This is a genomic window from Rhodococcus sp. HM1 (genome assembly GCF_023218075.1).
Lineage (GTDB): Bacteria > Actinomycetota > Actinomycetes > Mycobacteriales > Mycobacteriaceae > Rhodococcus.
Window position 1 is genome coordinate 184,670 of the sequence record NZ_JALPTB010000001.1, and the last position, 14,503, is coordinate 199,172.

The following is a 14,503-nucleotide window of genomic DNA, read 5'->3' on the forward strand; positions in this document are numbered from 1 at the left end:
GACTGGCGGGACCTCCGCGGCGGCAGTACATGGCGCGAAGTGGCTCGATCCGAAACTGCCTGCGGAACTCATCGGATCGGGCTCGCTGAGGTTTCGATCTTGCTCGTGGTGTCGACTTGGACCGGTGCATCCACCAGGCAGATTCCTTGTGTAACGCAAGCGGGCTGAAGATCCGTGAGATTGAATCCGTTGTGGTGCAACATAAGTGCGCACGGAATCTGGTGTCGAAGCGGAAGGAGCTGGAACTCGCGGATGGCGGTGCGCCGCCGGAGGCGCACACTCGTCTGCTGCTGATGCGTGCAGGGCGTCCGAGGTCGGAGAACCGGAGGACGGCGCGCATCATTGGACCGACCGGAAGCAGCGGACGCTCGACATCGACCGCTATGCGCTGTTGCCGAAGTTGGGGTGGGACGGTCATCCGCGTCGGCGCCGGCCTGTTGTACCACCGGCCGGCCGTTCTCGTCGAGCGGGTCCGCCGCGCCCTGCGTCGCACCGGTGCGTCCGTGTGACGCCGAGACCGGTGTTGGTTGCGGAATCCGGCGGACGATTGCATACAACCGGTACGACACGAAGTGTGTGCAACCGCAAGTAACATGGTTTTAACTTGTTGTGATGTGTCACTCTATAGGGCTTTGCTCTCCGGAGAGTGCCCAACGAGCACGAAAACAGCTACCGGACAGTAATATTCGCACTTCGGACACCGTTCCCGAGGCGAGTCGACTTGACCGGCTCTTTACGTAATTTTCACCGAAAGGTGATCTAGCTCACACCATGGAATTCATTAGTGGTGCTATTCACAACCCGTGTTATCGTTCGTCACGAACTGAGGCCGGAGGGTTCTGGGACGGCTACAGTGCCCTGTGGGGCGACAGTTGACCGCGCGTCGAAGTCCTTTGCGCAAGAGGACTATTCGCACGACGCGAAAAGCTGTGACACATACCAGTCGATCTCTGCTGCCCGGAGATCGGCGTGCTCGACCGTGCCCTCCGCGAGGACGGGCACCGCACACACCTGAGTAGGGGTACCAATTGAGCAAGAAGCACGCGTCCGGACTGCGCCGCGGCGCCCGGATCGGCAGCGTCGCCGCTGCCGCAGCCATCGCACTGGGGTTCCTGTCCGCAGGTGCGGCGAACGCCGATACCTTCGTTCCCCTGCCCGATGGTGAGATCGCCGATCCGGTCGGCAACGTCATCAAGCGCACGGAGGAGAGCGCACTGGTCTCGCCGTCCCTGGCCGGTAACGGCACGGGCCGCGTGGCGTGGGTGTCCGGCAAGGTCACGGTCGACGTCGCGAACATCAAGCTTCCGACCGAGGCCGGCAAGACCGACGGCAGCACGTCGAGCCTGCAGGGCACCAACAACTCCTCGACGCACAAGGTCTCGCGCATCAACACCGGCTACATCGTCGGCTGCCAGGTGGACATCAGCGGCCTGAAGGGCAACCTCGGGATCAACTTCAGCCTGGGTGGCACCGGCACCATGACCGGCAACCTGGTGACCGATGCGGTCACCGGTCTCACCTCGGTCGTCACCAACACGGTGAGCCCGTCCGCGTCGCTGTCGGTTCCGCTGCAGCCCGGCCAGGTCCGGTTCGTGCACATCGACGGCAAGGACATCACCAAGCCGAGCACCACCTACTCGATCCAGTACCAGGACGCCGAGCTCAGCCAGCAGGGTTGCGGCGGTCAGGCGCAGGCGCGGGCGTACACGGTCCTCGAGATCGTCGGCAACGACTACGTCAAGACCAGCCTGTACGGCCAGCCGTTCAGCATCGGCTGATCCTGCCGCCACCGGACTTTCCCGACTCCTCGCTCACGCGAGCAGCGACCCTCGAGAGAGAGAACATGAAGACCAGCGTGAAGAACGGCCTGCGCCGCGGCCTGAAGGCGGCCGGTGTCGGTGCCGCCATGGCCACCGCGATCGGTTTCGCCTCGGTCGGCGCCGCGAACGCCGACACGTTCGTGCCCCTGGAAGACGGCTCCATCACCCAGACGCTGCCGGACGGCACGACGGTCACCGTCAACCGCATCGGTGAGAAGGCGAACATCTCCCCGTCGCTCGGCGCCACCCCGACCCACCGCAACGTGTGGGTTTCGGGCCGTGCCGAGGTCAAGCTCGACGGACCCAGCGCCAAGGGCGGCCGGATCCAGCCCGGCTACGTCGTCGGCTGCCAGGTCAACATCACCGGTACCGGTGGCGCCGGCGCAACCGGCGGCACGACCGGCAACACCAACACGACCATGGACCCGAACACCGGTGCGATGACGGCGCAGACCGGCACGAGGAACGCCACCGGTGGTCTCAACGCCAACGTCGGTGTCACCCTGTCTCCCGGTCAGACCGTGAACTACCACGTGATCGACATCGAGCAGGAGAACGCGTTCGGCGACCGCGTCAACCGCCCGTTCATGACGTTCACCGGCAAGCAGGGCAGCGTCACCTGGGGTGACTCGACCCTCGGCATCACCGGTTGCGCCGGCCAGGCAGAGGCTCGCAGCTACGTGAAGGTCACCGTCACCTCCGACACTGCCAGCCAGCAGGTCACCCTGTGGGGACAGCCCTTCAGCATCGGCTGACAGGCACCTGACAGATAGTCGGCCCCGCCACCGAGAGCCTCATCCTCTCGGTGGCGGGGCGCTGTCGCCTTCCGGCCCGGTGGGGGCCGGAAGGCGACGTCAGAACGGATTCGTGGTGCGTCCCACCAGATCTGCGACGGATTCGATGATCCGCGTGGGCCGGTAGGGATACAAATCGACCGACGCGCGTGTCGAGATGCCGGTGAGTACCAGCAGTGTCTGAAGCCCCGCTTCCAGACCGGCGACGATGTCGGTGTCCATGCGGTCGCCGATCATCACCGTCGACGCCGAGTGCGCGCCGATCGCTCGCAGTGCGGACCGCATCATGAGTGCGTTCGGCTTGCCCACGAAGTACGGTTCACGGCCGGTTGCCCGCGTGATGAGCGCTGCGACGGCACCGGTCGCCGGAAGCGAACCCTCGAGCGACGGACCGGTCGGATCGGGATTCGTCGCTATGAACCGCGCGCCGCGCTCGACGAGCCGGATGGCCGTCGTGATCGCCTCGAACGAGTAGGTGCGGGTCTCGCCGAGCACCACGTAGTCGGGGTCGCTGTCGGTGAGCACGTACCCGATGTCGTGCAGCGCCGTTGTCAGACCCGATTCGCCGACGACGTACGCGGTGCCCTCCGGTCGCTGGTTCGCCAGGAACGTCGCGGTCGCGAGCGCCGACGTCCAGATCGACTCTTCGGGGATGTCGAGTCCCGTGCGCTGCAGCCGGGCGCGCAGATCGCGCGGAGTCCGGATCGAGTTGTTGGTCAGCACCATGAACGGCGTTCCGTTCGAACGCAGTTCACTGAGGAAGGCGTCCGCGCCCGGGATGAGCGCGTCCTCGTGGACGAGCACGCCGTCCATGTCCATCAGGTAGGTCCAGGCGGGGGCGGGGTTGACCTCGGGTGTGCTCACCGCCCTATCTTGTCATCTGTGGTCGCCAGGGCGCTGGGCGTCACGCAGGGCGAACGGACAGTCCTCGGATGAAGCTGCCGAGTGTGTGCTCGACGACGGCGCGGGTTTCCGGCGTCGGCTTGTCGGCGTACGAGACGAGACCGTAGAACCCCAGTTCGAGGATCATGCGCGCGGCGGTGTCCTCGTCGAGGCCGACCACGGTGCCGGACCGGGTCGCCTGTTCGAGCAGTTCCCGCACCACGGGCACGGACTTGCCGGCCTGGATCTCCCGTCGCCGGGCTTCACCCATCGCGCTGGTGGCCTGTTGGGAGTTCGATGGGGTGCCGCCGACCGTGCATCGGTCCCTCGACGAGGTGCTGGGTGCCGCCGACGGCCGCTATTTCGGACGCGGCTACAAGAACGTGAACCACGATCTCATCGACCTGGATCTGGGCCGATCCACCGGGCCGGGAACCGAGCACCGCGCCGTCGCGGTTCTCGACTACCCCCGAGGCTGGTCGGAGAAGGGTTCGACAGAACTCGTCCCGCACGTGTCGTTCGTCGACACGGTGGCACTGGCCGCGTCACTGCTCGAAGCCGGACTGAGCCATGCGCGCAGACTCGAACCGGACGAGCAGGCCCGCATCTGGGTGGCGCACGCCAAGATCACTGCCGGAAACGAGCCGGAGGAGGACCTGCGCCGCATCCCGGTCTCGGCGGTCGTGACCGGCGTCGCGCCGCCTCTGGACGGCACCGTCGCGACCACCGCGTCCTTCCGGGTCGGCCGGTTGCGGGGAACGATGACACTGGTCCACCCGGTCGGAGTCGGGGAGCAGTACGGCAGTGGTACGGACCGGGTACCCGGACCGTCGGCGGCGACGGTGTCGTCGTTCTATCTCGGCGGTTACAAGTCGCACACTCTCACCGCGCGGGACCTCACCGTCGAGGACGACTCCGTCACCGCGGCCGTGGAGATCGACATCGACACCACTACTGCCTTCGGCGGCGCCGAAACCGCGTGGCCTCGGTCGATTTCGGTGATCGATGCCGTACTCGGTGCCGCGCAGTTGTCCCAGGTGTTGCTCTACCGCCTCGACCGCACCACGAGCAACGCGCTGTGTCTGCGGAAACTGGAACTCTTCGCGGCCGGACCCGATCGCGACGCCCGCCGGCCGTTCCGCGGACAGGTGCGGGTGCGCCGGCTGTCGACGATCGATCGGGGAGATGCCATCTGGCGCAGTGCCGGTCTCGCGGTCACCCACTTCGGTGGTGTCACCGGCTCCTGTCTGCTCGCCCACCGGTTACCGACGCGAGGGGATCACTCGTGACTGCGCGGATCGCCGTGCTGGTATCCGACCCGACCCACGCAGCGGAGGAAGTCGCTCCGGCGGCGACTCGCCTACGCGCTCAGGTACTGACCGGCGGACGTCGGCACTTCGGCACTGGGGGGTGCCGAAGTGCCGACAGGGCGGACGGTTCCGCCGGGATCACGCGAGCAGGCGATACAACCCGATGAGGCCGACGACGACGATGACGCCGCGCAGCGCGGCCGGGGACAGTCGACGGCCGTAGCGTGATCCCAGCGCCCCGCCGATCAGCGAGCCGACCGCGATGACGCCGGCGACCCCCCAGTTGATCCGGTCGAACGCGACGAGCGTGTAGGTGGTCGCCGAGACGATGTTGACCAGCAGGGAGAGCAGGTTCTTCGCCGCGTTCTGCCGCTGGATGTTGTCGTGCAGCAGCGCCCCGAACAGTCCCATGAGCAGAATGCCCTGTGCCGCAGTGAAGTAGCCGCCGTAGACGCCGACCGCGAACGTCCCTGCGACGAGGATCGACAGGCGCACCGGGCCGATGTGCTCGTCGGCGGTTCCGCCCGCCCGCTTCAGCACCCACTTCTGCAGCTTCGGTTGCAGCACCACGAGTGTCAGCGCCAGCACCATGAGCACGGGCACGATCGTCTCGAATGCCGACTCCGGCAGGTGCAACAGCAACCACGCCCCGAGCATGGCACCCGACAGCGACGCGGGGATCTGCCACCGCAACCGCGGCCACTGCCCGCGCAGTTCGCGCCGATAGCCCCATGTGCTCGACACCCCACCGGCGACGAGCCCGACCGCGTTCGACATCGTCGCGGTCACCGGTGGTACCCCGAACGCGACGAGGGTCGGGAACGTGATGAGGGTGCCGGAGCCGACGAGGGCATTGATCGCGCCGGCACCCAGACCGGCCAGGGCGACGAGGAACAGTTCGAACGCAGTCACCGACCGCAGTCTACGGATGGGCTGCCGTCGACCTTCACCGTCCACCCCTGCACCCGGTGTCCTCATCCCGGGTGACGTGGACGAGGGGGTGAAATCCGGGGTGTGTTCGAATCATCCGGATTTCAATCAGTGACCCGGACGGCGCTCGGGCCCAATCTCTTGTTCTACGGTCGCCGCTCCCGAGGGGACCGAGGGAAGGTCCGACCATGAGCAGCAACGAACGCGCGTCCTGGCGCCGACGGCACATCGATCTGTGCCGCGGCGCCTCGTGCCGCTGTCGCTGACAGTCCGGTCCCCACATCCGACTTCCGGGATTCCGCCGTCCAGTTCGAAAGGCACCCCCATGTCTGCAGTGTCCGGCAGGCCGGCGTGAGCGCGCCGACCCGCAACCGTCCCGCGCCGACGCCGGCCGACGACGTCGACGACGGCGATCTCGTCGTCGCACGTACCCCGCATCCGTGGCGCTGGGTGATCAGCATCGCGGTGCTGGTCGTCGTCGCGCAGTTCCTGCACGGCCTCGCCACCAACCCCGGCTGGGACTGGGCGACCTTCGCCCGCTACTTCACCGCCGAATCCGTGCTGGCGGCGCTGTGGATGACGGTGAAGCTGACCCTGTGGGGCAGCATTCTGGGTTTCGGTCTCGGCGTGTTGCTCGCCGTCTCACGGCTGTCGAACAACCCGGTGCTGCAGGTCATTTCGTGGATCTACATCTGGGCGTTCCGCTCGATTCCCCTGATCGTGCAGCTGCTGTTCTGGTTCAACATCGCGTACCTGTATCAGACGCTGTCGCTGGGTATTCCGTTCGGGCCGAGCTTCTTCGAGTTCAACGTGACCGGCGTGATCTCCGGCTTCACCGCCGCGGTGATCGGCCTGGCCCTGCACCAGGCCGCCTACTCCGCGGAGATCATCCGCGCCGGCATCATCTCCGTCGATCACGGACAGATCGAGGCGGCCAACGCCCTCGGCATCCCGCGGTACCGACAGTTCGTCAAAATCGTCCTGCCGCAGGCGATGCGCGCGATCCTGCCCAACGCCGCCAACGAGGTCATCAGCCTGTTCAAGGGCACCTCGATCGTCTCCACGATGGCGATCGCCGAATTGTTCTACCAGGTCCAGGTGATCTTCGGGCGCAATGGCCGGGTGGTGCCGCTGCTCATGGTCGCCACCGTCTGGTACATCCTGCTCACCACCGTGCTGTCCATCATCCAGTACTACGTCGAGCGTCATTACGCCCGCGGCTCGGCGCGTGACCTGCCGCTCACTCCGCGTCAGAAGCTGCTGGCCAAGTACCGCGAGATCCGTGATGCCGGGATCGGCACGCCGAGGGGAGCGACCAAATGACCACGATCGAAGATCCGCAGGTCCACGCGGTCGACGTGCGCGGCGTCCACAAGTCCTTCGGCGCCCTCAAGGTGCTCGAGGGCGTCGACCTGCAGGTCCGCAAGGGCGAGGTGACGGTGATCCTCGGGCCGTCCGGGTCCGGGAAGTCCACGCTGTTGCGTACCCTCAACCACCTGGAGAAGGTCGATCGCGGCACCATCCGCATCGACGGTGAGCTCATCGGCTACCGCCGTCGCGGCAACAAGCTGCACGAGCTGCGTCCGCGCGAGATTCTGCGCCAGCGCTCCCGGATCGGCTTCGTCTTCCAGAACTTCAATCTGTTCCCGCATCTGACCGCGCTCGAGAATGTGATCGAGGCGCCGTTGTCGGCGCAGAAGCGTGAACGCGCCGAGGTGGAGGCCGAAGCCCGGGAACTGCTCCGCCGCGTCGGTGTCGGGGACAAGGTCCACGACTACCCGAAGCAGCTGTCGGGTGGGCAGCAGCAACGCGTCGCGATCGCGCGCGCGCTGGCGCTGCGCCCGGCGGTGATCCTGTTCGACGAACCGACTTCCGCGCTCGACCCCGAACTCGTCGGCGAGGTTCTCGACGTGATCCGCGACCTCGCCGCCGACGGTGCAACCCTCGTGATCGTCACCCACGAGATCGGATTCGCCCGCGAGGTCGCCGACACCATCGTGTTCATGGACGGTGGCGTCATCGTCGAGCAGGGCCCACCCGCAGACGTCCTCGAACGACCCAGCCACGACCGCACCCGGGCATTCCTGTCCCGGGTGCTCTGAAACCCCTTACACCGAAGATTTCCGGAAGGACACGATGTCAGCCCCCACCCGCCCCACGAGGCTGTTCGCCTCGGCCCTGACCGCCGTCGCCCTGTTCGCCGGCGCGGCGTGCAGCTCGGGTGACCCCGAGACCGACGCCGCGAGCGCGGCCGGATACAACCTCAGCGCGGACCAGAACCGCATCACCACCGACGAGGTTCCCGAGATCGCCGCGAAGGTCCCGCAGGCCATCCGCGACCGTGGCACCCTGATCGTGACCGGTTCCGCCGGCACGGCACCGCCCCTGCGGTTCTACGCCGACGACGACAAGACGATCATCGGCTCCGAGACGGACTTCGCGTACCTCATCGGCGACGTGCTCGGTCTGGAGATCGAACTGACCGCGGCGGACTGGGCGCAGAACTTCGTGCGCATCGACTCCGGTGAGGCCGACACCTTCATCTCCAACGTGACCGTCACCGAGGAACGCAAGGAGAAGTACGACTTCGCCACCTACCGTCTCGACAGCCTTGCCGTGGAGGTGAAGAAGGGCAGTGGCATCACGTTCGACGGCCCGAAGGACATCGCAGGTCTGAAGGTCGGTGTCTCGTCCGGCACCAACCAGGAGGAGCTGCTCGTCCAGTGGAACGAGCAGAACATCGCGGCCGGGCTCGAACCCGCCGAGATCCTCTACTACCAGAACGCCACGGACTACTACCTCGCGCTCGGCTCCGGCCGCATCGACGCGTACGTCGGGCCCAACCCGTCGTCGTCGTTCCACGCCATCCAGTCCGGCGAGACCGAGGTCGTCGGCACGTTCTCCGGCGCGGGAGACGCCCTGCAGGGTGAGATCGCGGTGCTGACGAAGAAGGACAACGGCCTGGTCGGCCCGATCAACGAGGCGTTGAACCACCTCATCGAGAACGGCACGTACGCGCAGGTTCTCGAACGCTGGGGCATTTCGAGCGAGGCGGTCGAGTCCTCGAGGATCAACCCGCCCGGCCTGCCGAAGAAGCCTGCGCAGTAGCGAGACCCGGAGGGAAGCGATGAGTCGCATTCAGGGCCGCGCCGACGTGGTGATCGTCGGCGGCGGTGTCATCGGGTCGGCAGCGGCCTGGCGCCTGGCCGAACGCGGCCGGTCGGTCGTGCTGCTCGAACAGTTCGGTCCGGGACACCGCCACGGCGCGTCGCACGGCAGTTCGCGCATCTACCGGCAGGCGTACGACGGGGAGTTCTACACCGGTCTGGCGGCGCGGGCGCTGCCGCTGTGGCGTGCCCTCGAGGACACCACGGGCACATCCGTTCTCACGCTGACCGGTGCCGTCGACCACGGGCTTCCCGCCGCGCTCGCGGCCAAGGCGAAGGCGTTGGCGGCGCTCGGGATCCCGCACGAGCTGCTGGATCCGGCCGAGGCGGGACGGCGTTGGCCCGGAATCCGATTCGACACCCGGGTCCTGCACCACCCGGACGCCGGCCGGTTGCACGCCGACCGGTCGGTGCAGGCTCTGAACCACGCGGCGGCGCACGTCGGCGCGGACATTCGGCACGACGACGTCGTTCGCGGAATCAGAAGTACCGCAACCGGTGTCGAGGTCGTCACCGACGGGACGACGATTGCGGCCGCACACGTCGTCGTCGCAGCCGGCGCGTGGACCCGATCGCTGCTCGCCGACGCGCAGCTCGACGTCGTGCCGGAACTGCCACAACTGCGCACCACGCAGGAACAACCCGCGCACTTCGTGCCGATCGTCGCGGACTGGCCGAGCTTCGTGCATCATCGTGGCGCCGGACTCACCGGAGAAGGCATCTACGGGCTCGGTTCCGAGGACGGCATCAAGATCGGTGAGCACGGTACGGGACCGGTGGTGGAACCCGAAACACGGGACTACAGGCCCGATCCCGCCGGTGTCGAGCGTCTCGTCGACTACGCGACCGCGTGGCTGCCCGGCGTCGACCCAAGCTCCGTCGTCGCTGACACCTGCCTCTACACGACCACCCCGGACAGCAATTTCGTCGTCGACCGGGTCGGTGACGTCACCGTGGCGGCCGGGTTCTCCGGGCACGGATTCAAATTCGCGCCGGTGATCGGGGAGCTCGTCGCCGATCTCGTCGACGGCAGGAGCCGAGCTCTCGAACCCCTCCGGTTCGGTGCCCGGCAGGCGGTGGCCGCGCGATGAGCGAAACCCGCCGCCTGCAGGTCCTTCGGGTGGCGCAGGACGACCCGCTCGCCCTGCCATTGCTCACCGAACTCGCCGTCGAGTACAGCACTCGCTACGAACGGCCGTTCGAGGAGCAGTTCGAGGACCTGACCACCCATCCCGGTGAGGAATTCGCGCCGCCGCACGGCGCGTTGCTGGTCCTCGTCGAGGACGGTGAACCCGTCGCCGGGGGAGCGTTCCGCCGCTACGACGAGCACACCGCCGAGCTCAAACGCATCTGGACCTCCGCTCGGCACCGGCGGCGCGGGCTCGGCCGTCTCGTCCTCGACGAACTCGAGGGCGAGGCGGTGCGGCGCGGCTATTCCCGCATCTACCTGACCACCGGGTGGCGCCAGCCGGAAGCGGTCGCGCTCTATCTGGCGGCGGGCTACACCGCCCTGTTCGACCCGTCCGTTCCGGCCGAGGAGATCGGCCCGCACCCGTTCGAGAAGTATCTGCGCTGATCCACCCAGGCGCCGGCGGCGGCAGCGGTACCGTCGAAACATGCTCGAACCGATCCGAGACCTGCCCGACGGCGTCCTCGGCTTCGAGGCCGTCGGACGAATCGAAGCGTCCGATTACGAGAACGTCCTGATGCCCGCGATCCGCGAGGTCTGTGACCGGGGAGAAAAGATCCGGATCGTCCTGGTGTTCGAGAGGTTCGACGGCCTGTCCCCCGGAGCAATGTGGGACGACTTCCGGCTCGGTGCCGAGCACGTCACCCGCTGGGAACGGATCGCGCTGGTCACGGACCTCGACTGGATGATCACCGTCATGTCCCTGTTCGGCTGGTTGACGCCCGGGGAGTTCAAGCGTTTCCCGCTGTCCGAGCGCGACGCCGCGATCGAGTGGGCGGCCGGAACCGCCGCCTGAACCCGGTTCGACGGCACGCAATTCGCGCCACCTCGAGAAAAAGGGGTGTTCGGGCTGTGCCGGGGCGTTCAGGTTCGGGCAAGAACCATCCAGAGCGACCGAGACACCTGGCTCGACGACGTCGCAGCAACCGTTGCCTTCTGGTGAGCAAACGTGAGCACGTCCTGTTTGCTTCGCCATCAGGCAGCCTCACCTTCCGGTGAGACAGTCCCGGTCCGACCGACAGTGTCGTGCCGGGTTGACGCTTCAACGCCTGCTGCCTTGTCCGCTCCCGCGGATCGGGTCTTGCGCGTGGCTCCACGTCCGTCCCCACCCGAATCGGTGGCGGCCGGGCTACTCCCGGTACCGGTCCCCGTATCACCCGTGCGGTGGGTCTCGCCGAGGCGGGCGAGGTTGATCGCAGCGTTGCGATCACGATCGATCGTCAGGCCGCAGTGCTCACACACATACGTCCGGTCCGCGAGGGTCAGGTTTGGTTGTCGCCTGCCACATCCCGAACACGTTTTCGATGAGGGGTACCAGCGGCCGGCCTCCACCAGCGTCGAGCCGTATCAACCGGTCTTGTAGCCGAGCATCCGCCGAATTTCGGCCAGGGCCGCATCGGCGAGCGCCCGGTTCAGGCCCTTCTTCCGGCTGCCACCGGCCGAACGCATCCCGGACGCGTTCAACGTCTCCACCACGATCACCCGATGGCGTTGCGCCAGCGCGGTGGTGGCCGCGACGGCAGTGACTGACTTTGTCGCCGAAAAGGTTTCGATCACCGTGACGGAAAGGGTATTCCGGGGATCGGGAGGTCGCTACCGTCTGCATCGACCGCTGAGATCCGCACCGAATCCACCTGCCTTCCGCCCGGCGGCATCGTTTGCGTCATGCCGCCGGAGCCATGTCCAGATCACGGAGCCCGTCGTTGTCCATCTCGTCCTCTTCTGCGTCCCGGCTCGTCGTCACGGCGGCCGCAACGGCCGTGCTGGGAGCAGCACTGACCGCGTGCGGCTCCGGCGCCGCGGCGAACTCGGAACCCACCGGGGATCCGCAGCCCGGCGGCACCCTGCGGTACGGACTGTCGCAGGCACCCACCTGCGCGGATCCTGCCCAGGCCGGCACGAACCAGACCATCTACGTCGCCCGGCAGGTCGTCGACTCGCTCACCGACCAGGATCCCGAAACCGGTGAGATCGTGCCGTGGCTGGCCGAGAGCTGGGAATCGAACGGCGATGGCACACAGTTCACCTTCCGCCTCAAGGAAGGCGTCACGTTCAGCGACGGCACCCCGCTCACCGCGGAATCGGTGAAGAAGAACTTCGACGCGATCGTGAACACCCTCGGCGGGGTCAAGGCACCGCAGGCCGTCGGCTATCTTTCCGGGTACACCGGCACCACGGTCGTCGACGACCGCACCGCACAGGTGACCTTCTCGGCGCCGAACGCGCCGTTCCTGCAGGCCACGGCCAGCCATCAGCTCGGTCTGCTCTCGGAGGCGGACACCGCAAAGAGCGCCGAGGAGCGCTGCGCGGGAGAGCTTTCCGGCACCGGGCCGTTCGTGTACGAGGACTACCAGCAGGACAAGTCCGCGACGCTCGTCAAGCGGGCCGGCTACTCGTGGGGGTCCGAGGCGTTCGGGCACGACGGTGAGGCCTACCTCGACCGCATCGAATTCACCGTCGTGCCCGAATCCGGGGTCCGCACCGGCTCGCTCGCCTCCGGGCAGCTCGACGCGATCTCCGATGCGCTCCCGCAGGACGCCCCGCAGATCGAAGGTGCCGGTGGCCGCATCCTCACCACACCGAACCCGGGCATTCCGTTCGGATTCCAGCCCAACGTCAGTCGCGGTGTCCTCGCCGATCCGGCCGTCCGGAGCGCAGTGATTCCGGCGATCAACCGGCAGGAACTCGTCGACACCGTCCTCGGTCCCGACTTCCGCCCCGCCACCAGCACCCTCGCGTCCGCGACCCCCGCTTACGTCGAGCTCGCCGACGTCACCTACGACCCGCAGAAGGCCGAGAAGATCCTCGACGACGCGGGCTGGGTGCCCGGCCCCGACGGGATCCGCGTCAAAGACGGGCAACGCCTGAGCTTCCCGGTGCTCTTCAGCTCCGTGTTCGCGGGCAACCAGGCCATTCTCGAACTGGTGCAGCAGCAGCTGCGCGCCGTGGGCATCGACCTGCAGCTCGACCTCGTCTCCACTCCGGAGACCACCGCCCGTCAGAACGCCGGCGACTACGAGGCGTCCTACTACAACAGCACCCGCGCCGACGGCGACATCCTGCGCACCGCCTTCGGGCTGCAAGGCCGCAACATCAACCAGCGTGGCCCGATCCCCGCGCTCGACGACGTGCTGAACCGTCAGCTGTCCACGACGGATCCGGCTGCTCGTGCCGAACTCATCGCGCAGGCGCAGCAGCTCGTGCTCGACAACGGCCTGTGGATCCCCACCGTCGAACTGTCGCAGGCGATCGGCGCCGGACCGAACGTGGCAGATCTGAAGTTCGAGGCCTCCGCCCGGCTGCAGTTCTTCGACACCTGGCTGAGCGAGTAGATCATGGTGCGCTACCTCGGGTTTCGCGTGCTCCAGGCGGTCGGTGTGCTGTGGGCTGCGTTCACGGTGTCGTTCGCGGTGCTCTACCTGCTGCCGTCCGATCCGGTGAGCATCGCGGCCGGTGCCGACGCCGGCACCCCCGTCGACGCCGCGGCGATCGAACAGCTCCAGGCGCGGTACGGTCTCGACCAGCCGGTCGCGGTGCAGTACTGGAACGCGCTGAGTCACGCGGTCCGAGGTGACTTCGGCATCTCCATCTCCACCGGGCAGCAGGTGACCGACGCGATCGCCGCCGCCCTGCCGAGCACTCTCGTACTGGCCGGCACCGCGTTGGTACTGGCCCTGGTGTTCGGCACGGCGGTCGCGTTCCTCGCCACCTACACCCGTGCGGGGTGGATACGGAGCCTGCTGTTCTCGCTTCCGCCTCTCGGTGTGGCGGTGCCGACTTTCTGGGTGGGCCTGATCCTGCTGCAGTTCTTCTCGTTCCGGCTGAAGTTGTTCCCCGCCTTCGGAGATCAGGGCATCGAACACGTGATCCTTCCGGCGATCACGCTCGCGTTGCCCACCGGCGCGGTGATCGCGCAGGTGCTCGCGACGAGTCTGCAGACGACCTGGCGGCAGCCGTTCATCGAGGCGGCACGGGCGAAAGGCGCTTCGCGGCTGCGCATTCAGACCCGGCACGCGCTGAGACTGTCGAGCATCCCGGCCTTCACGATCGCCGGCGTCATCGTCGGCAATCTGCTCGCCGGATCGGTGGTCGTCGAGACGGTGTTCTCCCGCGCGGGCATCGGGCGACTCACCCAGATGTCGGTGATGGCGCAGGACATTCCCGTCGTGCAGGGCATCGTCGTGTTCTCGGCGACGGTGTTCGTGCTCGTGAACCTCGCGGTCGACCTGCTCTACCCCCTCGTCGATCCGCGTATCACCCACGGCGGCAGCCGCGGTGGCACCGCCGCCGCGGCAGAGGAAGACCCGGCCCACGGCGACACCCTCCTGGAGGTGGAGGCACGTGTCTGACACGCTGATCCTCGAGACGGTACCGGCGACCTCGCCGAAGCCGGATCCGTTCTCGCACAGAA

16 protein-coding genes are annotated in these 14,503 nt (G+C 67.3%); 11 read left to right on the top strand and 5 right to left on the bottom strand.

The features are described 5' to 3' along the window. The first annotated feature begins 1,028 nt into the window (after positions 1–1,028). Both M1M07_RS00845 and M1M07_RS00850 read left to right on the top strand, forming a co-directional pair. Complete coding sequence (locus M1M07_RS00845) at positions 1,029–1,778, top strand: MspA family porin (protein ID WP_197250322.1); 750 nt, start codon at positions 1,029–1,031, stop codon at positions 1,776–1,778. A 65-nt stretch (positions 1,779–1,843) separates the two neighbouring features. After that, positions 1,844–2,575, top strand: a complete 732-nt coding sequence (locus M1M07_RS00850; RefSeq protein WP_248672989.1) for an MspA family porin — start codon at positions 1,844–1,846, stop codon at positions 2,573–2,575. Positions 2,576–2,674: 99 nt separating this feature from the next. Here the strand turns inward: M1M07_RS00850 and M1M07_RS00855 are convergent, their stop codons facing one another. Together M1M07_RS00855 and M1M07_RS00860 are read right to left on the bottom strand one after the other, a co-directional pair. After that, a complete protein-coding gene (locus M1M07_RS00855; RefSeq protein ID WP_197250354.1) occupies positions 2,675–3,433 on the bottom strand; it encodes an HAD-IIA family hydrolase in 759 nt (252 codons plus the stop codon). An 85-nt stretch (positions 3,434–3,518) separates the two neighbouring features. Further along, on the bottom strand, positions 3,519–3,767 hold the full coding sequence (locus M1M07_RS00860) for a hypothetical protein (RefSeq protein ID WP_231609820.1): 249 nt from the start codon (positions 3,765–3,767) through the stop codon (positions 3,519–3,521). Between the two features lie 31 nt (positions 3,768–3,798). Between M1M07_RS00860 and M1M07_RS00865 the strand changes: the two genes are divergently transcribed. Beyond that, positions 3,799–4,785, top strand: coding sequence for an AvrD family protein (locus M1M07_RS00865; protein ID WP_248672990.1), 987 nt, complete (start codon positions 3,799–3,801; stop codon positions 4,783–4,785). A gap of 159 nt (positions 4,786–4,944) precedes the next feature. On the opposite strand, the gene M1M07_RS00870 is transcribed toward M1M07_RS00865, so the two are convergent. Next, positions 4,945–5,718 carry a sulfite exporter TauE/SafE family protein gene (locus M1M07_RS00870; protein ID WP_197250320.1) on the bottom strand — a complete coding sequence of 258 codons (774 nt, stop codon included), beginning with the start codon at positions 5,716–5,718 and terminating at the stop codon, positions 4,945–4,947. Positions 5,719–6,087: 369 nt separating this feature from the next. On the opposite strand from M1M07_RS00870, the gene M1M07_RS00875 reads away from it, so the two are divergent. Genes M1M07_RS00875 through M1M07_RS00900 form a run of 6 tightly spaced genes read left to right on the top strand, consistent with a single transcriptional unit; the run spans position 6,088 to position 10,888 of the window. Beyond that, on the top strand, positions 6,088–7,059 hold the full coding sequence (locus tag M1M07_RS00875; RefSeq protein ID WP_197250319.1) for an amino acid ABC transporter permease: 972 nt from the start codon (positions 6,088–6,090) through the stop codon (positions 7,057–7,059). Then, positions 7,056–7,838 carry an amino acid ABC transporter ATP-binding protein gene (locus M1M07_RS00880; RefSeq protein ID WP_197250318.1) on the top strand — a complete coding sequence of 261 codons (783 nt, stop codon included), beginning with the start codon at positions 7,056–7,058 and terminating at the stop codon, positions 7,836–7,838. The genes M1M07_RS00875 and M1M07_RS00880 overlap by 4 nt, the downstream gene beginning before the upstream one ends. Before the next feature lie 34 nt (positions 7,839–7,872). After that, positions 7,873–8,844 carry an ABC transporter substrate-binding protein gene (locus M1M07_RS00885; protein ID WP_197250317.1) on the top strand — a complete coding sequence of 324 codons (972 nt, stop codon included), beginning with the start codon at positions 7,873–7,875 and terminating at the stop codon, positions 8,842–8,844. 19 nt (positions 8,845–8,863) lie between these two features. Continuing rightward, on the top strand, positions 8,864–9,994 hold the full coding sequence (solA, locus tag M1M07_RS00890) for an N-methyl-L-tryptophan oxidase (protein ID WP_197250316.1): 1,131 nt from the start codon (positions 8,864–8,866) through the stop codon (positions 9,992–9,994). Beyond that, positions 9,991–10,479: a GNAT family N-acetyltransferase gene (locus tag M1M07_RS00895; RefSeq protein WP_197250315.1), complete on the top strand. Its 489-nt coding sequence runs from the start codon at positions 9,991–9,993 to the stop codon at positions 10,477–10,479. Before solA ends, M1M07_RS00895 begins: the two co-directional genes overlap by 4 nt. Positions 10,480–10,519: 40 nt before the next feature. Next, on the top strand, positions 10,520–10,888 hold the full coding sequence (locus M1M07_RS00900; protein ID WP_197250314.1) for an STAS/SEC14 domain-containing protein: 369 nt from the start codon (positions 10,520–10,522) through the stop codon (positions 10,886–10,888). Positions 10,889–11,067: 179 nt separating this feature from the next. On the opposite strand, the gene M1M07_RS00905 is transcribed toward M1M07_RS00900, so the two are convergent. After that, a complete protein-coding gene (locus M1M07_RS00905; RefSeq protein ID WP_231609835.1) occupies positions 11,068–11,427 on the bottom strand; it encodes a transposase in 360 nt (119 codons plus the stop codon). A gap of 12 nt (positions 11,428–11,439) precedes the next feature. Next, on the bottom strand, positions 11,440–11,649 hold the full coding sequence (locus M1M07_RS00910; protein WP_231609818.1) for a hypothetical protein: 210 nt from the start codon (positions 11,647–11,649) through the stop codon (positions 11,440–11,442). 146 nt (positions 11,650–11,795) lie between these two features. On the opposite strand from M1M07_RS00910, the gene M1M07_RS00915 reads away from it, so the two are divergent. Both M1M07_RS00915 and M1M07_RS00920 read left to right on the top strand, forming a co-directional pair. Then, positions 11,796–13,424: an ABC transporter substrate-binding protein gene (locus M1M07_RS00915; protein WP_197250353.1), complete on the top strand. Its 1,629-nt coding sequence runs from the start codon at positions 11,796–11,798 to the stop codon at positions 13,422–13,424. Between the two features lie 3 nt (positions 13,425–13,427). Further along, entirely contained in the window at positions 13,428–14,441 is a 1,014-nt protein-coding gene (locus M1M07_RS00920; RefSeq protein WP_197250313.1) for an ABC transporter permease, read from the top strand. Positions 14,442–14,503: the final 62 nt, after the last annotated feature.